This is a genomic window from Mesorhizobium sp. M0340 (genome assembly GCF_040321535.1).
Taxonomy (GTDB): Bacteria; Pseudomonadota; Alphaproteobacteria; order Rhizobiales; family Rhizobiaceae; genus Mesorhizobium.
Genome location: NZ_JAMYRR010000004.1, coordinates 252312 through 269161, shown reverse-complemented (window position 1 = coordinate 269161; position 16850 = coordinate 252312). Strand labels below are relative to the sequence as shown.

The window sequence follows — 16850 nt, the reverse complement described above, 5'->3', positions numbered from 1 at the left end:
GCTTCACGCGCTATCGCTGGTTCCAGCGCCGAACAATCGGCTCGTCGAGATCATGCTCATAGCCGAGCACGCTTATGCTGGCGGTATCCAGCACGAACAGCGCGCCGTCTTGCGGCGGCAGGCCGAGCCAGCGCGCAGCCAGCACTCGCAGGAAATGCGAGCTTGAAAACACCAGGATGTTGCCGTTGGCCTGGCGCAGCTGGCTGACGATGCGGTCCGCCCTCGAGCCGACGTCCGCGGCTGATTCGCCCCTCGGGCAACCGTCGCGAAAGAGACGCCAACCTGGACGTTCGGCAAGGATTTGCTTGGTGGTCAATCCCTCATAGGCACCATAATCCCACTCCGCCAGATCGTCCTTCTTCACGCCCGAAGAGCCGAAGCCGGCCAGCGCACAGGTGTTGAAGGCGCGCTGCGACGGGCTCGACCACACCGCCGAGAAGGACAGGCCCTTTAGCCGCTCAGTGACCCGCCTCGCAGCGTCCTCGCCGGCCGGCGTCAGCGGTATGTCGGTACGGCCGGTATGTTTTCCGGACGCGCTCCATTCCGTCTCGCCATGCCGAACCAGATAGATTTCGGGAAACGCGCTCATCAGGGTGCCTTCAAATGAATCCACCGTGACCATAGCGGCTTCCATGGCCTCTCCAACAGCCTGCATTGAGCTGACTGGCTTAACCCTTCCGCAAGTCAGCCTCTTGCCACCGGTGCCCATTTGATAGACAAACCCGTCGTAATGCGGAATCCGGCCGATCTTGGCCATTTTCCGCGCTGAGACGCGGCTTCCGGCTCTTGCCGACGTGCCGCAATCGGATAGGCGGAAAACTGGAATGTCTGCGATCGAAGCCGACGCTCGCGCGCCGGAAAACCTTTGGCGTCGGGAAATCAGGGCGATGCTGGCGCTCGCCTGGCCGATGGTGCTGACCAATCTCGGCCAGACCGCGATGACCGCTACCGACGTCATGATGATGGGGCGGCTGGGGCCGGACACGCTGGCCAGCGGCGCGCTTGGCGCCAACCTCTATTTCATGCCGCTGATCTTTGGACTTGGCCTGATGCTGGCGACCTCGCCGATTATGGCGACCGAGCTCGGCCGTCGCCGCCACTCGGTGCGCGACCTGCGCCGCACCGTGCGCCAGGGTCTGTGGCTGGCGATCCTCATCTGCCTTCCGATATGGGTCCTTCTCTGGCACGGCGAGAGCGTGTTGCTGGCCATGGGGCAGGAGCCGGCGCTGGCGCATCAGGCGGGTATCTATCTGCGCTGGCTCGAATGGGCGGTGCTGCCCTTTTTCGGCTACATCGTCCTGCGCTCGTTCATTTCGGCGCTGGAGCGGCCGGGCTGGGCACTGATCATCGTTTTCGTTGCCGTCGCCTGCAATGCCTTCTTCAACTGGCTGTTCATGTTCGGCAATCTCGGCATCCAATCGATGGGCATCGCCGGCTCCGGCCTTGCCACCACTTTGTCCAGCACGCTGATGTTCGCCGGCATGGCGACGGTGGTGATGCTTGAGAAGAAATTCCGGCGCTATCGTCTGTTCGGACGCTTCTGGCGCGCCGATTGGCCGCGCTTCAAGGGCCTGCTGCGGCTCGGCCTGCCGATCGCGGGCCTGCTGGCCTTCGAGGTGACGATCTTCAACGCGGCGGCCTTTCTCATGGGCCTGATCGATGCGGCTTCGCTTGCCGCCCATGCGATCGCCATCCAGATCGCCTCGATCACCTTCATGGTGCCGCTCGGCCTCAACCAGGCGGTGACGGTGCGCGTCGGACTTGCCCACGGCGCCGGCAATCCGGAAGGTGTCAGCCGGGCTGGGTGGACCGCCTATGTCGTCGGTGTCTCCTTCATGGCGCTGATGGGGCTGGTGATGATCTTGTGGCCGCATCTCTTGATCGGCGCCTTCATCGATGTGGGCAATCCGGCTAATGCCGAGGTGGTGGCGCTTGCCGTGTCGTTCCTCGCTTTTGCCGCGCTGTTCCAGGTTTTTGACGGCGCGCAGGCGGTAGCCAGCGGCATGCTGCGCGGGCTGCACGACACCAAGGTGCCGATGATCTACGCCGCGATCGGCTATTGGGGCATCGGCCTGCCGCTCGGCGTGCTGCTCGCCTTCCGTTTCGGCTTCCATGGCGTCGGCATCTGGATCGGCCTGTCATCGGGATTGGCGGTGGTTGCCGCACTCCTGCTGGGTCGCTGGCTGCGGCGGGACAGAATCGCGCCGCCGCTGGTATTCGGGCGTTGAATTGCTGGTCGCCCGGCTCAGCGCACCGCCGCCCGCTGCTCGAGCGAACGTGCGTATTGCGTTAGCGGGAAACACATGACGAAGAAGATCAGCGCTACCAGCCCATAGACTTTGAACGGTTCGAAGGTCGCATTGTTGATCGCGTTGGATGTCCTCACCAGCTCCTCGAAACCGATGATCGAGGTCAGCGCGGTCGACTTGATCAGCTGCACCAAGAAGCCGACGGTCGGCGCCCGGGTGATCGAAAACGCCTGCGGCAGGATGATCAGCCTGAGCTCCTGCAGGTAGTGCAGGCCGAGGCTGGCGCCGGCGTCCCACTGGCCGGGCGGCAGCGCATCGACGCCGCCGCGCCAGATCTCGGCGAGATAGGCGCTGGCGAAGAAGGTCAGGCCAAGCACCGCCGCGGTCCACGGCTCGATGCGCAAGCCAAGCATCGGCAAGCCGAAGAACATCAGGAAGAGCTGCATCAGCAGCGGTGTGCCCTGGAAAAGCGCGATGTAGCCGGAGGCAAGCCGCCGCGCCCATTTATTCTTGGCGATCCGGAAGAACAGCACGACCATACCAACCACGGCGCCGCCCATAAACGCAGCCAACGACAAGAGCACCGTCCAGCGCGCCGCCAGCAGCAGGTTGCGCAGAATGTCCCAGAAGGTGAATTCGATCATGACACGCCGGCTCCAAGAAGCCGCCGGCCGCCGCCGACCAGCAGCCGGCGCAGCCCGATCGACAGGGCGAGATAGACCATCGTCACCACGAAATAGGTCTCGAAAGCCCGGAACGTGCGCGCCTGCAGCATGTCGGCTTCATAGGTCAGCTCGCGCACCGCGATCTGCGACACCACGGCGGATTCCAGCATCATAATGACGATCTGGCTGGTCAGCGCCGGATAGATCACCTTGAGCGCCTGCGGCAGCACGATCTTGATGAAGACCTGGCGCGGCCTGAGCCCAAGCGCCAGTGCCGCTTCCGTCTGCCCGGGCGGCACCGCGTCGAGCCCGGCGCCAACGATCTCGATCGTGTAGGCGGCCATGTTGAGCGTCATCGCCAACATGGCTGCCAGCACCGGATCGAGCCTGACGCCGATGCTGGGCAGCCCGAAGAAGATGAAGAACAGCTGCACCAGGAACGGCGTGTTGCGGATCACCTCGACATACCAGCCGATCGCCCGCTTGAGCAGCAGCGGACCGTTCCGCCGCCCTGCCGCGCCGAGGATGCTGAGCAACGTTCCCGCCAGCGTGGTCACAGCGATCAGCAGGATCGTCGTGGCCGCGCCGCGCGCGATCGCCCCTGTCGCCCCGGCAAGCCAGCCGAAGTCGAGGCTATAGGTCACTGGCCGTCAATCCTTGAGATTGGCGGGATCGAGCGGTGTCTTCAGCCAGGCCTTCGAGCTTTCGTCCAGTTTGCCGTCGGCCAGCATCTTGGCGACCGCATCGTTGACCGCTTGCTTGAGGCGGTCTTCCTTCTTGTTGAGGCCGATATGCGAGGGCGAGGTGAGAAGCTGGAATTTCTGCTCCGGCTTCAGTTCCTCCTGGCGAGCCAGCACCTGGGCGCCGACATCGTTGCCGACCACCATCAGTTGGGTCTGGCCCGAGATGAACGCCTGGATGACGGAATTATAGTTGTCGAAACGGCGGATGTCGGCCGAGGCGGGTGCCGCCTCGGTCAGCGAGGTGTCCTCCAGCGTGCCGCGATTGACGGCGATCGACTTGTCGGCAAGGTCTTCCTTGCCTTTGACCGAGAGTGCTGCCGGGCCGATGACGGCGATGTAGTAGGGTGCGTAGGCGGCGGCGAAATCGATCACCTGCTCACGCTCCTTGGAATAGCCGACGCTCATCAGCAGGTCGACGCGCTTGTCGGTCAGGTACGGAATGCGGTTCTGGCCGGTCACGCTGACCAGATTGAGCTTGACCTTGAGCTGGTCGGCGATGGATTGCGCCACGTCGATGTCGTAGCCCTTGATGCTCATGTCGGCGCTGGCCGAGGAGAAGGGCGGGAAGTCGGAAAAGATGCCGACATTGATCGCACCGGCCTTGGTGATGTCGTCGATGGCGTCGGCATTGACGGCCTGGGTGGTGAAAACAAGACCGGTCGCGGCGAGCATCAGCACGGCGGCGATGGATGATTTGAGTTTCATGTGAAGTGTCATTGTTATTCCCCTGCTGGAAGCTTGTTTGTTGAATGCAACCGCCGGCTCCAGCGCGGCGGTCGCCTTTGGGTTCTCTAGTGGACCATGATCTTTTCCGAAAACCGGTTCCCACTTTTCGGGATCATGGTCGAGCGTGTTAGCCCGCTTTCCTGGTGATTGCCGGGCTGAACACCATCAGGCTGAGGATCTCGAACAGCACCTGCGCGCCGGCATGCGCCGTGTTGGTGGTCGCGTCATATTGCGGCGCCACCTCGACGACGTCGCCGCCGACGATGTTGAGGCCCTTCAGGCCGCGCAGCAGCTCGAGCACTTCCCGCGTCGTCAGCCCGCCGACCTCCGGCGTGCCGGTGCCCGGTGCGAAGGCCGGATCGATGCTGTCGATGTCGAAGGAGACATAGGTCGGGCCGTCGCCGACTATCCTGCGCGCCTTCTCGATAATGGCGGGAATGCCGAGGCCGGTCACCTCTTCGGCATGCACCACGGTCATGCCGGACTCATAGGTGAACTCCCACAAATATTCGGCCGAGCCGCGAATGCCGATCTGGATGGTGCGGCTCGGGTCGAGCACGCCGTCCAGCACCGCGTTGCGGAACGGCCCGCCATGGTGGAACTTGGTCATGTCGAACAGGCCGCTGGTGTCGCAGTGGGCGTCGATATGGATCATGCCCACCGGCGCTTGTCTGCCGACAGCCTTCAGGATCGGGTGGCTGATCGAATGATCGCCGCCGACTGAAAGCGGAAGAACCCCTGCGTCGACGATCTGGTTGGTGCGGCGTTCGATGTCGTCATGGCTGGTCTCCAGCCGGTAGCGGCTCTGGAACGGCACGTCACCGATGTCGGCGACCTTCAGCTCATGCGTCGGCGCGCATTCCAGCACATGGTTGTAGGGGCCGATGCGCTCGATGGCGCGCAACGCCCGTGGCCCGAAACGGGCGCCCGGCCGGTTGGTGACGCCAAGATCCATCGGCACGCCGATCATCGCCACCTGCAGATCGCCGAAATCCGGATTGTCGGCGGCGATTTCACGATAGGGCGCCGCGAGGAAGGTCGGGATGCCGGAATAGGGCGCCAGCCGCGTGCCGGTCTTGGAGAAGATCTTGTCGGCGACACGCTGGAATTTCGGGTCGAACATTTCGCCGCCATGGCTCTCGCCATATTTACGGCGCAACGCTTCGAGCTTGCCGCGGTCGTAACCCATGTCGGTCCTCCATGGCTGGTGCGGTGCGCGGGCGGCGGCCTCGATAGCCGCAGCCGCCGGCTGCCTGCAGATTTCACGTCTTGATGCAATGCCTGGGCAAAGTGTCCTGTAGCTGCATTGAAAAATCAATTGATATTGTTAGGGTGTTCGCTGTGAGAAAATCTCACAGAGCTCAGGTTCCAAATGGCCAAGCGTTTGCCACCGCTCAACCCGCTGCGCGCCTTCGAGGCGACGGCGCGCCATGCCTCACTGAGCAAGGCGGCGGCCGAGCTGAACGTCACCCACGGCGCCATCAGTCATCAGATCAAGGCGCTCGAGCAATCATTGGGCGTCAAGCTGTTCGAGCGTGCCGGCCAGCGGGTGAAGCTGACGCCGCACGGCGCCGAGTTGCTGCCGGCGGTGTCGACCGCCTTCGACGGCATTGCCGCCGCCACGCAGCGCATGACACGGCCGGCCAGCACCGGCGCGCTGTCGGTATCGTGCGTGCCGGCTCTGCTGTTGCTGTGGATGATCCCGCGGCTGGGCAGCTTCACCTCGCAATATCCGGATATCAGGCTCACGCTGATCCCATCCAATGACGCCAAGGACGTCCGCGCCCCGCACATCGATGTCTGCGTGCACTATGGCGACGGCAGCTGGACCGACTGCTGGATGCGCAAATGGTCGGGTCTCGAACTGTTCCCGGTGGTCAGTCCGACGCTGATCAACAACCGCCCGATCCGCACCGTCCGCGACCTCGCCGATCACGTCTTCCTGCATGGCGACGACGGCCGCGAATGGCACACCTGGCTGGCCGCCGCCGACGCACTGGACCTCGAGCGCGGCCGCCGCCATCATCTCGGCGATGCGCGCATGGCGACCGAAGCCGCCGTCCACGGCCATGGCGTGGCGCTCGGCGATACGGTGACGGCAAGCGGACTGCTCGCCCGGGGTCTGCTTGTCGCCCCGTTCAGCCTTTCCGTGCCGGCGGTCGACGATTTCTACGTCGTCTGCCGCAACGAGATGCGGTCGGCGCCGATCGTGCAATTGTTCATCGACTGGCTGTTTGCCGAGAAAGAGCAGGCCGACCGCCGCGCCGACGCGCCGGTGGCAGGTCGCATCGGCATTCGCCGCAAGCGTCCAGCGCTCAAGGTGGTCGGCTCCAAGACCGCATCCTGAGGCCGAAACTGCCGCAGGCGCCGCTTGCCGCAGGGGCTTCTTTTTGTCGGGCCAGCCCGCAAAGCGGGAGGCGCGTTCAAAAATTCGATGCTAAGAGGCATTTGGAGTAATTCCAGGAAAGTGCGCAGCGGTTTTCCATCCGGAATTGCGATAGACAAAGCTAGAGCGAGCAGCGAAGGCGCATTGAGCGATGGCAAAGACCGATATAGCGCGGCGCGTCTACAACCACACCTGGAAGCTCGACCCGATCGTCCGTAGCTTGCTCGACACCGATTTCTACAAGCTTCTGATGCTGCAGATGATATGGGGCATGTATCCCAAGGTCGACGCCACCTTCTCGCTGATCAACCGAACCACCTCGGTCCGCCTTGCCGAGGAGATCGATGAGACGGAGCTGCGCGAGCAGCTCGACCATGCCCGCACCTTGCGCTTCTCGAAGAAAGAGATGATCTGGCTCGGCGGCAACACTTTCTATGGCCGCAAGCAGATCTTCGAACCGGAATTCCTCGCCTGGCTGGAAAATTTCCGGCTGCCCGAATACGAGCTTTCCAAGCGCGACGGCCAATACGAACTCGCCTTCAGCGGCCCGTGGATGTACACGACGCTGTGGGAGATCCCGGCGCTGGCAATTATCAATGAACTTCGATCTCGCGCGGCCATGCGGGCGTTCGGGCCGTTCGCGCTCGACGTGCTCTATGCCCGCGCCAAGGCCAAGATGTGGGCCAAGACCGAGCGGCTGAAGGCGCTGCCCGGCATCCGCATCTCGGATTTCGGCACCCGCCGCCGCCATTCTTTCCTGTGGCAGCGCTGGTGCGTCGAAGCGTTGAAGGAGGGCATCGGCGAGGCCTTCACCGGTACCTCCAATGTGCTGCTCGCCATGGACAACGATCTCGAGGCGCTCGGCACCAACGCGCATGAACTGCCGATGGTGTTCGCCGCGCTCACCAATTCGGAAAAGGAATTGAAACAGTCGCCCTACAACGTGCTGCAGGATTGGCAGCGCTACTACGGCGGTAACTTGCTTATCGTATTGCCGGACACCTTCGGCACCGCGGCGTTCCTTCGCGATGCACCGGACTGGGTCGCCGACTGGACCGGCTTCCGCCCCGACAGCGCGCCGCCGATCGAAGGCGGCGAGAAGATCATTTCCTGGTGGCGCGACAAGGGCAAGGACCCCAAGCAGAAGCTGCTCATCTTCTCGGATGGGCTCGAGGTCGAGACCATCGAGGAGACCTACCGCCACTTCCGCGGCAAGGTGCGCATGTCCTTCGGCTGGGGCACCAACCTGACCAATGATTTCGAGGGCTGCGCGCCGACCGAGACCAACCGGCTAGACGCCATCTCGCTGGTCTGCAAGGTCACCGAAGCCAACGGCAGGCCGGCGGTCAAGCTTTCCGACAATCCGGCCAAGTCGACCGGCGACGAGAAAGAGATCGAGCGCTATTTGCGGATATTCGGCCAGAAGGATCGCGTGGAGCAACTGGTGAAAGTGTGAGGTGGGGGAACTCTTGCGTAGTATGAGTTCCTTCGCGCCCCCCTCTGTCCTGTCCGGCAGGACAGAGGGGGGCGCCGTAGAGCGCCGTCGTTACAGTTTAGCTCTCGTCGTTGTTGCCTTTGCATTTTCGCCCACTCCCGCCTTCACCCACGCCTCCGACCGCGGCCACGTCCTGCTCCTCCCCACCGGCTACTACGTCGTCGGTGGCGCGCTCGCGGTTGCCGCCAGCTTCCTGATCCTCGCCCTACTCCCGCCGGACTCCCTCGACCGCTTCTGGCGCAAACGCTTGCCGCTTTTCGCCTTCGGCGACGGCGCGCGGACTGCCGTCAGCCTGGTATCCTTTGCCGGCTTTGCAATTCTGATTGCCGCCGGCCTGTTCGGCAGCCGCGATCCGCTCTCCAATCCGCTGCCGCTGACCGTATGGACATTGCTCTGGGTTGGGCTGGCTCTGCTGCAGGGGCTGGCCGGCGATCTCTGGTCGTGGGCCAATCCGTGGTACGGGCCGTGCCGCGTCGTCTCGCACCTGTTCGGCAGATCGCAGCCGCAGTTGCTCCCCCAGTGGCTCGGCTATTGGCCGGCTTTCGTGCTGTTCTTCGCCTTCGCCTGGTTCGAGCTGATCGACCCTGCGCCCGACGATCCGGCGCGGCTGGCCTGGGCCGCCGGCGCCTATTGGCTGCTGAGCTTTGCCGCCATGCAGGTCTTCGGATACCGCGACTGGAGCCTGCGCGGTGAGTTCCTGACGGTGTTCTTTTCCATGGTAGCGCACTTCTCCATCGTCGAGCGCAACGAGGACGGCCGGCTCAAACTCTGCTGGCCGGGTGCCAAGCTGCTCGGTGCCGCGCCGCTACCGCTCAGCGGCGTCGCTTTCCTGCTGCTTGCGCTATCGTCTGTGTCCTTCGACGGCCTGTCGAAAACCTTCTTCTGGCTAGGCTGGTTCGGGATCAATCCGCTGGAGTTTCCTGGACGCACCGCTTTGATCGGCATCGGCAGTTTCGGCCTTGCGCTGAGCTTTGCCGTGCTTGCGGCGGTGTTCGCGCTCGCCGTCTTTCTTGGCCAGCACCTTGCCGGCAGCAAGCATTCGCTCGGTCACGCCGCCGGGCTTTTGGTCTGGTCGATCGTACCGATCGCGCTCGCCTACCACTTCGCGCATTATCTGACGGCGCTGCTGGTCGACGGCCAATATGCGATTGCCGCTCTTTCCGACCCATTTGCGCTGGGCTGGAACCTGTTCGGTACCGCCGACATGTCAATTGAAGCCGGCGTTGTCGCCGGCGCCGGCTCGGCGTGGTGGCTGTGGAACTTCCAGGCCGGCGTCATCATTGCCGGCCACATGCTTGCCGTGCTTGTCGCTCATGGCTTGGCCTGGCGGCTGCATCCCGTTCCGGCTCGCGCCGCGCTCAGCCAGTTCCCGCTCACCGTGCTGATGATCGCCTATACCGTGCTCGGCCTATGGCTGCTTGCGACGCCGAGCGCCGGATGAACGAGGTGCGCGATGGCCGTCAATCGAACCTTGGGGAAAGCTCGCTTGCCACGTCAGAGCTTTGGTGATTTAGTTTGTACACATGCAATTTTCGGCCCTCTTAACAAGAGTGGCCTGCCTGCTACAGCCATTGGTCAAAGCTCAAAAAAAGGGGAACTGCCGTGACTGACAAGAATGGGTTTTTCGATCTCTCCAGATCCGCTCTCACCCGCCGCACGGCGCTGAAAGGCCTTGCCGCCGGCGCCGGTCTTGCCGTCGCGCCGGGTTTCGTGGGTTACAGCCAGGCGCAGAGCTCGGCGCCGATCAAGATCGGCTTTCAGTCGCACCGCACCGGCATCGGCGCCGCCTATGGCCGCTGGTACGAGAAGACCACGGCCGCTGCCGTCAAGGCTATCAACGATGCTGGCGGCATCAACGGCCGGCCGGTCGAGGTGATCATCGAGGATGACGGCACCGATCCCGGCCGGGGCGCCGAAGTCGTCGGCAAGTTCGCCTCCCAGCACAAGACCGACATCGTCTACGGCACGCTGTTTTCGCATGTCGTCATCGGCTCGGCGCCGGCCGCCGGCGAGGCCAAGATGCCCTATTTCGTCGTCAGCGAAGGCCACCACGTCGCGTCGACCAAGTTGAACCGCTACGTCTTCCAGCCCGGCATCACCGATGTGAAGAGCCAGATCCAGTCGATGGCGCCGTGGATTGCCGCCAATGCCGGCAAGAAGGTGACGCAGATATTTCCCGATTTCGCGTTCGGCTACGACCATCGCGACTACCTGCCGCCGGCCCTGAAGGCGCAAGGCGCCGAGGTCATCGCGCAGATCGCCATCCCCCCGACGGAATCCTCCTTCACCAAATATTTCCCGCAGATCCCAGCGGAGACCGAGGTGATCTACCACGTCATGGTCGGCCCGGCGGTGCTCACCTTCGTCAAGGAGCTCGGCGAGTTCTACGGCTCCAATCGGCCACAATTGTTCGGCTTCATCGATTCGCTCGAAGCTACCGACATCAACAGCCCCGGCCTCGAATTCCTTGACGGCAGCCATTTCTGGGAAGGTTCGCCGCGCTACGCGCAGCCTGATGATTCCCCCGCGCAGAAGGCCTACCGCGCCGCCGTCGGCATCGACGACAACGGTGCCGCCGTCGGCGACCCCAAGGACGTCTCCACCGCCGCGCATATGTTCGGCTGCTGGGAAACGCTCTATGTCGTCAAGAAGGCGATGGAAGATGCCGGCTACAAGGGCCCGGAAGACCGCGCCAAGCTGGTCGAGGCGACCGAGGCATTGACCGAGTTCGCCGAAGGGCCCGAGCATCCGCAGGGGCCGAAAACCTTCAACGGCAAGATCCACCAGTGTTTTGGCATCCAGAACATCTCCAAGGTCGAAGGCGGCCGGCTGAATGTCGTCCACAAGACCAAGATCGAGGACGGCCTCTACGAGCCGGAAGGGGATTACACGACGCAGGCGCTGTGAGCTTGGCTGCCGCAGCAAGCGTGAGCGCCAAGACACCCCCCTCCGGCCTGCCGGCCAGGCAGGCAGGCCAGAGGGGGGTGCTTCGCGCATCCGCCGGTGCTTAGCCGATGCACTTCGGACCCCACCTTCTCCTCGCCGCTCTCGAAGGCCTCGTCACCTCCGCCGTGCTGGCGCTGACCGCGCTTGGCCTGTCGCTGGTGTTCGGCGTCATGCGCGTCGTCAATGTCGCGCATGGCGAGTTCTTCATGCTCGGCGCGGTGCTTGCCTGGGCGATCTCTACGGCGATATCCGGCCATCCCGCGCTCGGCTTCCTGGCCGCCCTGGCGCTGGCGCCACTGATCGTCGGCCTGATCGCGCTGGTCGCCGAACGGCTGGTGCTGCGCCGGCTCAACTACAATCCGGAAGCCACCATCGTCGCCACCATCGGCATGCTCTACATCATCCAGCAATTGGCGCTGACCTTCTACGGCCCGGAGGCGCGGCCGGTCGAGCCGCCGTTCAGCTACCGCATCCTCCTGCCGTGGTTCGGCTATTCCGGCTACAAGCTGTCGATCATCGCCGCGTCGGCGCTGCTGCTGATCGCGACCTGGCTGGTGCTGACGCGCACGAAAATCGGCCTCGTCATGCGCGCTACGCAATATGACAGCGAGACGGCGCAGGCCTTCGGCATCCCGGTGACCAGAGTCTATGCCGGCGTTTTCGCGCTCGGCGCCATGCTGGCGGCTGTGGCTGCGGTGCTGATCGTGCCGATCAGCCAGGCGCATTATCTGATGGGACAGGACCCGCTGCTGCTCTCGTTCATCGTCGTCATCATCGGCGGCCTCGGCTCGTTGCGCGGCACGGTGCTCGCCGCAGTGCTGATCGGCCTGTCCGACGGCATTATCTCGGTGTTCTTCTCGCCGACGCTGGCCAAGATCATAGCCACCTTGCTTGTCGCCATGGTGCTGGTGTTCCGGCCGCAGGGCCTGTTCGGGACAGCATCGCGATGAAGGATGCTTCGCCGGCAAAGCCATATGCGCTGCATCTCGGCGTCATCGCCCTGCTTTTCGGGCTTAGTTTTGTCCTGCCGGAATATCATCACGGCCTGCTCGCCCGCATTATGGTGCTGGCGGTCTTCGCCATGGGCTACAATCTGCTGTTCGGCTATGTCGGGCTGCTCAGCCTCGGCCATGCCATGTTCTTTTCAGCCGGACTCTATGGCGCCGGCCTTGCCGTCATCCATCTCGGCTGGAGCGTGCCGGCCGCCTTCGCAGCCGGGCTTGCCTGCGGCGCCCTGCTTGCGCTGGTGATCGGGCTGCTGGCGCTGCGCACCTCCGGTGTCGCCTTCATGATCGTCACCATGATGTTCGCTCAGGTATTTTATCTCCTCATTCTTTATTTCGCCGCCTGGACCGGCGGCGACCAGGGCTTGGTGGTGCCGCAGCCGATGCGGGTCCTTGTCCTGGGCAGCACGTCATTCGACCTCACCAACCCGACCGTGCGCTATATGAGTGCGCTGGCACTGTTCTCGATCGTGCTGCTCATAAGCCTGGCGATAGTCCGCTCCGGCTATGGCCGTGTGCTGGTAGCGATCCGCGAGAACGAGGAGCGGACCAAGATGCTCGGCTACGACACGTTCTCCAGCAAGCTTGCCGCCGTCGTCATCTCCGGCAGCATCTGCGCGGCTTCCGGCGCCGCCTATGCGCTGCTGTTCGGCTATGTCGGCTCGAGCTTCGCTTCGGTGCAGTATTCCATCCTGCCGCTGCTCTGGGTGCTGCTAGGCGGTGCCGCCACCACGCTCGGTCCGCTGATCGGCACGCTGTTCATGTATTATGTCATCGACATCGCCAGCGGCTACACCTCGGCCTATCTGCTGATCGTCGGCATAGCGCTCATCCTGCTGGTGCTGTTCTTCCCGAGAGGCATTCTCGGCAGCATCCGCCAGCGCTGGCTCGGGTGGTTGCCATGATGCCGTTGCTCACCACCAAAGGCCTGTCGCGCAGTTTCGGTGGCTTGCGCGCCGTCGACGGCGTCGACTTCGCGCTGATGCCGGGCGAGATCCGCGCCATCATCGGCCCCAACGGTGCCGGCAAGACCACCTTCGTCAGCCTGGTCAGCGGCCGCATCCAGCCCTCGTCGGGCATGATCGTCTTCGACGGCGCCGACATCACCAGCCTGCCTGCTTACGCCAGGGTTCGCCTTGGCATCGCCTACACGTTCCAGATCACCAGCGTCTTTGCCAATCTCAGCGCCTACGACAATGTTGCCCTGCCGGTGCAGCGCACGCTGACCGACGGCCGCTCGAAGGGCGCGGTTCACACCGGCGTCATGGCGGCTCTCGAGCGCACCGGCCTTGCCGACCGGGCGCAAATGCCGGCCGGGCAATTGTCCTACGGTCACCAGCGGCTGCTGGAAGTGGCAATGGGACTGGCACTGAAGCCGCGGCTGCTGATCCTCGACGAACCGACGCAAGGGTTGGCCGATAGCGAAATCGACAATTTCATCGAGCTGGTGCGCGAGATCGCCGATAGTGCCACCGTGCTTTTGATCGAGCACAACATGCCGGTGGTCATGCAACTCGCCGACCGCATCACCGTCTTCAACGCCGGCCGGATCTTGGCTGAAGGCACGCCCGAGCAGATCCGCGCCAATGCCGCGGTGCAGGACGCCTATCTGGGGACCACCCATGGCTGAGGTCCAGTCCAAGGCTCAGTCCAAGGCCCAGTCCAAGGCGTTGGCCATATCCGGGCTCGATTGCTTCTATGGCGAAGTCCAGGTGCTCTATGGCTTGGATCTTGTGTTGAACGAGGGCGAGGTGCTCTGCCTGTTCGGCCGCAACGGCGCCGGCAAGACGACGACGCTGAAGGCGATCATGGGCCTGGTGCCGGCAAGCGCCGGCTCGATCCGGCTCGAAGGCCGGGAATTGACCGGTCTGCCGGCACATGAGGTGCCCAAGGCTGGCGTCGCCTACGTGCCGCAGGGCCGGCGGCTGTTCGCCGAGATGACCGTGGCGGAAAACATCGAGATCGGCCTGATGGCCCGCAACAAGGGCAAGGCGACGCGCGAGAACGTGCTCGATCTTTTCCCGCTGCTGCGCCAGCGCCTCAGGCAGCGTTCCGGCACGCTGTCCGGCGGCGAGCAGCAGATGCTGGCCATGGCCCGCGCCCTGTGTCTGGAACCGCAGGTGCTCCTGCTCGATGAACCGACCGAAGGGCTGATGCCGTCGATGATCGCCAAGATCCGTGAAACCGTGTCGAAACTGCGAGCGCTCGGCGTGTCGACAATTCTTGTCGAGCAGCGCGTCGATGCCGTGCTCTCGGTCGCAGACCGCGTTTGCTTCATCGAAAACGGCCGCAACCGCGAGACGGTCGATGTCGAGGAACTGCGTGCCGATCCCTCGGCGGTCCGTCGCTATGTCGGCGTCGGCTGATCAGGCAAAAAACAGCAAGCCGGCGAGCAGGAAAGTCGGGATCAGCACGGCGCCCGACCACGCCATATAGCCAAAGAAGCTCGGCATCTTGATGCCGCGATGCCTGGCAATGGCGTAGACCATGAAATTCGGCGCGTTGCCGACGTAGGTGTTGGCGCCCATGAACACTGCGCCTGCCGAGATCGCCGCCAGCGTCGAGGCGAGCTCGGTCATCAGATGCTGCGCATCGCCGCCGGCCAGTTCGAAGAACACCAGATAGGTCGGCGCATTGTCGAGGAAGGATGACAGCGCCCCGGTCAGCCAGAAATACGCGAGATTGTCGGGCGCGCCGGTCGGCGAACTGACCAGCAGCACCAACGGCGCCAGCGCGCCATCGAGGCCGGCCCGCAATATGGCGACGACCGGAACGATGCAGATGAAGATGCTGGCGAACAGCTTCGCCACCTCGGCGATCGGCCCCCAGCTGAAGGCGTTTGCGCCGCGAAACTCCTTCGGCGAGACGACAAGCGACATGAAGGCCAGTATCAGGATGACGGCGTCGCGCACCAGATTCTGCAGCTCGAGGCTGACGCCCTGAAAAGCGAAACTCACTCCCGGCTTCCAGGCAGCAGAAATCAGGATCGCGGCGATTACACCGGCCAGCAGCGGGATGTTGGCCAGGCCGCGGATGCGCACCTTGCTGTCGGGCGTCGGATCCTTGATCTTCGGCGCGCCTTCCTCCCGATGATGCATGATGATGTCGATCGCCAGGAAAACCACCAGCACCACGCCGGCGACGAACAGCGTCTCGGGCAACAGGTGAACTGTCGTCCAGAAGAAATCGACGCCGCGCAGAAAGCCGACGAACAGCGGCGGATCGCCGAGCGGCGTCAGCGAGCCGCCGATGTTGGACACCAGGAAGATGAAGAAGATGACGACATGGGCGTTGAAGCGCCGGTTATCGTTGGCGCGGATGAGCGGCCGGATCAGGATCATCGAGGCGCCGGTTGTGCCGATGATCGAGGCAAGCACCGCCCCGCCCAGCAACAGCCCGGCATTGACCAGCGGCGTGCCGTGTATGTTGCCGGCAACGAAGATGCCGCCCGAAATGGTGAACAGCGCAAACAACAGGATGATGAACGACATGTATTCGGTGAGCAGCGCATGCAGCACCGCCTGCGTGGCCGACGGGATGCCGAAGGCGATTGCCAGCGGCCCGGTCACCAATGCCGCCCAGAAGGCAGCGATCTTGCCGTAATGGTGCTCCCAGGCATGATGGAACAGCAGCGGGCCGGTCGCGATGCAAAGCAACAGCCCGGCAAACGGCAACACCCACCACAGCGACATGGCGGCGCCCGGCAATTCGTGCGCTTCGGCCGCGAGAACCGCTCCTGGAGAAAGGATTGCGGCAATAAGTGCAGCACCTGCCGTCAACGCCGCAAAACGCATGAAGCCCCTCAAAAGTCTGTCAGGTTCGGCTGGATGACGTTCAAATCAGTGCCACGCCGGCATCGCGCATCCGGCCCAGCATCGTCTCCATGGAGCCGTTGAGATCGATGCCGCGGCAGGCGTCGAGCCGCACTGATGTCGCAAAGCCGAGCTTGACCGCGTCGAGTGCCGAAAAGGCGACGCAGAAATCCGTCGCCAGGCCGACCAGGGTCAGCGTATCGATATTTCGCTCCCGGAGATAGCCGGCAAGGCCGGTCGGCGTCGTCCGGTCGTTCTCGAAGAATGCCGAATAGCTGTCGATCGCAGGACGGAACCCCTTGCGGATCACCAGCTCGGCCTTGCTCCAGGCCAAGCCGGAATGGAAGTCCGAACCAAGGCTGCCCTGGATGCAGTGATCAGGCCACAGCGTCTGCTCGCCATAAGGCATGTCGATCGTTTCGAACGGTCGCTTGCCGGGGTGGCTGGAGGCAAAGCTCGAATGGCCGGCAGGGTGCCAGTCCTGCGTCAGCAGGACGTGCTCGGTCCGCCGGATCAGATCATTGACCAACGGCACGATTTCGTCGCCACCGGCCACTTCCAGGGCGCCACCCGGGCAGAAATCGTTCTGCAGGTCGATAATGACAAGCGCTTCGTCGGCCATGGAGCCTCCTTATTTTCTTCGTCCTGAGCTTAGGCTCCAATGAAAACGCGACCGGACGCAGAAACTTGACCAGATGGCCGGCTGCGTCAACCTCTCACGGCATAACAAATGCGTTCCGGGCGCACCGGTGCCAACAGCCGTGCAAACTCTGGCTTTGACAATTCCTGCCGGCTTGATATCATTTGCATACGAATGAATTTCC

General features: G+C 63.5%; 16 protein-coding genes. 9 read left to right on the top strand and 7 right to left on the bottom strand.

Annotated features, from left to right (window positions below):
• Positions 1-10: 10 nt before the first annotated feature.
• Positions 11-592: a histidine phosphatase family protein gene (locus NKI79_RS08055; RefSeq protein WP_352801087.1), complete on the bottom strand. Its 582-nt coding sequence runs from the start codon at positions 590-592 to the stop codon at positions 11-13.
• 232 nt (positions 593-824) lie between these two features.
• Between NKI79_RS08055 and NKI79_RS08050 the strand changes: the two genes are divergently transcribed.
• Positions 825-2228 carry an MATE family efflux transporter gene (locus NKI79_RS08050; protein WP_352800887.1) on the top strand — a complete coding sequence of 468 codons (1404 nt, stop codon included), beginning with the start codon at positions 825-827 and terminating at the stop codon, positions 2226-2228.
• Between the two features lie 17 nt (positions 2229-2245).
• Here NKI79_RS08050 and NKI79_RS08045 read toward each other — a convergent pair whose 3' ends face one another.
• The 4 genes from NKI79_RS08045 to speB form a co-directional block, all read right to left on the bottom strand.
• A complete protein-coding gene (locus NKI79_RS08045) occupies positions 2246-2893 on the bottom strand; it encodes an amino acid ABC transporter permease (RefSeq protein ID WP_352800884.1) in 648 nt (215 codons plus the stop codon).
• Positions 2890-3558, bottom strand: coding sequence for an amino acid ABC transporter permease (locus tag NKI79_RS08040; protein ID WP_254815843.1), 669 nt, complete (start codon positions 3556-3558; stop codon positions 2890-2892). The genes NKI79_RS08045 and NKI79_RS08040 overlap by 4 nt, the downstream gene beginning before the upstream one ends.
• 6 nt (positions 3559-3564) lie before the next feature.
• Positions 3565-4374 (bottom strand): transporter substrate-binding domain-containing protein, encoded by an 810-nt coding sequence (locus NKI79_RS08035; RefSeq protein WP_352800882.1) that lies wholly within the window; start codon positions 4372-4374, stop codon positions 3565-3567.
• 136 nt (positions 4375-4510) lie between these two features.
• Positions 4511-5572 (bottom strand): agmatinase, encoded by a 1062-nt coding sequence (gene speB / locus NKI79_RS08030; protein WP_352800880.1) that lies wholly within the window; start codon positions 5570-5572, stop codon positions 4511-4513.
• Between the two features lie 183 nt (positions 5573-5755).
• On the opposite strand from speB, the gene gcvA reads away from it, so the two are divergent.
• From gcvA to NKI79_RS07990, 8 genes are all read left to right on the top strand, one after another.
• Positions 5756-6730, top strand: coding sequence for a transcriptional regulator GcvA (gene gcvA, locus NKI79_RS08025; protein ID WP_352477004.1), 975 nt, complete (start codon positions 5756-5758; stop codon positions 6728-6730).
• 190 nt (positions 6731-6920) lie between these two features.
• Positions 6921-8225 (top strand): nicotinate phosphoribosyltransferase, encoded by a 1305-nt coding sequence (gene pncB / locus NKI79_RS08020; protein WP_352800878.1) that lies wholly within the window; start codon positions 6921-6923, stop codon positions 8223-8225.
• A 22-nt stretch (positions 8226-8247) separates the two neighbouring features.
• Entirely contained in the window at positions 8248-9705 is a 1458-nt protein-coding gene (locus NKI79_RS08015; protein WP_352800876.1) for a hypothetical protein, read from the top strand.
• Between the two features lie 161 nt (positions 9706-9866).
• Positions 9867-11171 carry an ABC transporter substrate-binding protein gene (locus NKI79_RS08010; RefSeq protein ID WP_352800874.1) on the top strand — a complete coding sequence of 435 codons (1305 nt, stop codon included), beginning with the start codon at positions 9867-9869 and terminating at the stop codon, positions 11169-11171.
• A gap of 107 nt (positions 11172-11278) precedes the next feature.
• Positions 11279-12160 (top strand): branched-chain amino acid ABC transporter permease, encoded by an 882-nt coding sequence (locus tag NKI79_RS08005; RefSeq protein WP_352800873.1) that lies wholly within the window; start codon positions 11279-11281, stop codon positions 12158-12160.
• Positions 12157-13119, top strand: a complete 963-nt coding sequence (locus tag NKI79_RS08000) for a branched-chain amino acid ABC transporter permease (protein WP_352800871.1) — start codon at positions 12157-12159, stop codon at positions 13117-13119. The genes NKI79_RS08005 and NKI79_RS08000 overlap by 4 nt, the downstream gene beginning before the upstream one ends.
• Complete coding sequence (locus tag NKI79_RS07995; protein ID WP_352506045.1) at positions 13116-13844, top strand: ABC transporter ATP-binding protein; 729 nt, start codon at positions 13116-13118, stop codon at positions 13842-13844. Before NKI79_RS08000 ends, NKI79_RS07995 begins: the two co-directional genes overlap by 4 nt.
• The gene (locus NKI79_RS07990; RefSeq protein WP_352800869.1) at positions 13837-14580 is read left to right on the top strand and encodes an ABC transporter ATP-binding protein; all 744 of its coding nucleotides are present in this window, start codon (positions 13837-13839) and stop codon (positions 14578-14580) included. Before NKI79_RS07995 ends, NKI79_RS07990 begins: the two co-directional genes overlap by 8 nt.
• Here NKI79_RS07990 and NKI79_RS07985 read toward each other — a convergent pair whose 3' ends face one another.
• Positions 14581-16008, bottom strand: coding sequence for a sodium:proton antiporter (locus NKI79_RS07985; protein WP_352800867.1), 1428 nt, complete (start codon positions 16006-16008; stop codon positions 14581-14583).
• 40 nt (positions 16009-16048) lie between these two features.
• Positions 16049-16648 carry a bifunctional nicotinamidase/pyrazinamidase gene (pncA, locus tag NKI79_RS07980; RefSeq protein WP_352506043.1) on the bottom strand — a complete coding sequence of 200 codons (600 nt, stop codon included), beginning with the start codon at positions 16646-16648 and terminating at the stop codon, positions 16049-16051.
• Positions 16649-16850: the final 202 nt, after the last annotated feature.

Bases quoted from the DNA above. Each gene is read 5' to 3' on its own strand.
- NKI79_RS07990 (WP_352800869.1), top strand. From the start codon at position 13,837: ATGGCTGAGGTCCAGTCCAAGGCTCAGTCCAAGGCCCAGTCCAAGGCG.
- NKI79_RS08045 (WP_352800884.1), bottom strand. From the start codon at position 2,893: ATGATCGAATTCACCTTCTGGGACATTCTGCGCAACCTGCTGCTGGCG.
- NKI79_RS08005 (WP_352800873.1), top strand. From the start codon at position 11,279: ATGCACTTCGGACCCCACCTTCTCCTCGCCGCTCTCGAAGGCCTCGTC.
- NKI79_RS08050 (WP_352800887.1), top strand. From the start codon at position 825: ATGTCTGCGATCGAAGCCGACGCTCGCGCGCCGGAAAACCTTTGGCGT.
- NKI79_RS08015 (WP_352800876.1), top strand. From the start codon at position 8,248: ATGAGTTCCTTCGCGCCCCCCTCTGTCCTGTCCGGCAGGACAGAGGGG.
- pncA (WP_352506043.1), bottom strand. From the start codon at position 16,648: ATGGCCGACGAAGCGCTTGTCATTATCGACCTGCAGAACGATTTCTGC.
- speB (WP_352800880.1), bottom strand. From the start codon at position 5,572: ATGGGTTACGACCGCGGCAAGCTCGAAGCGTTGCGCCGTAAATATGGC.
- gcvA (WP_352477004.1), top strand. From the start codon at position 5,756: ATGGCCAAGCGTTTGCCACCGCTCAACCCGCTGCGCGCCTTCGAGGCG.
- NKI79_RS08000 (WP_352800871.1), top strand. From the start codon at position 12,157: ATGAAGGATGCTTCGCCGGCAAAGCCATATGCGCTGCATCTCGGCGTC.
- pncB (WP_352800878.1), top strand. From the start codon at position 6,921: ATGGCAAAGACCGATATAGCGCGGCGCGTCTACAACCACACCTGGAAG.
- NKI79_RS08035 (WP_352800882.1), bottom strand. From the start codon at position 4,374: ATGACACTTCACATGAAACTCAAATCATCCATCGCCGCCGTGCTGATG.
- NKI79_RS07985 (WP_352800867.1), bottom strand. From the start codon at position 16,008: ATGCGTTTTGCGGCGTTGACGGCAGGTGCTGCACTTATTGCCGCAATC.
- NKI79_RS07995 (WP_352506045.1), top strand. From the start codon at position 13,116: ATGATGCCGTTGCTCACCACCAAAGGCCTGTCGCGCAGTTTCGGTGGC.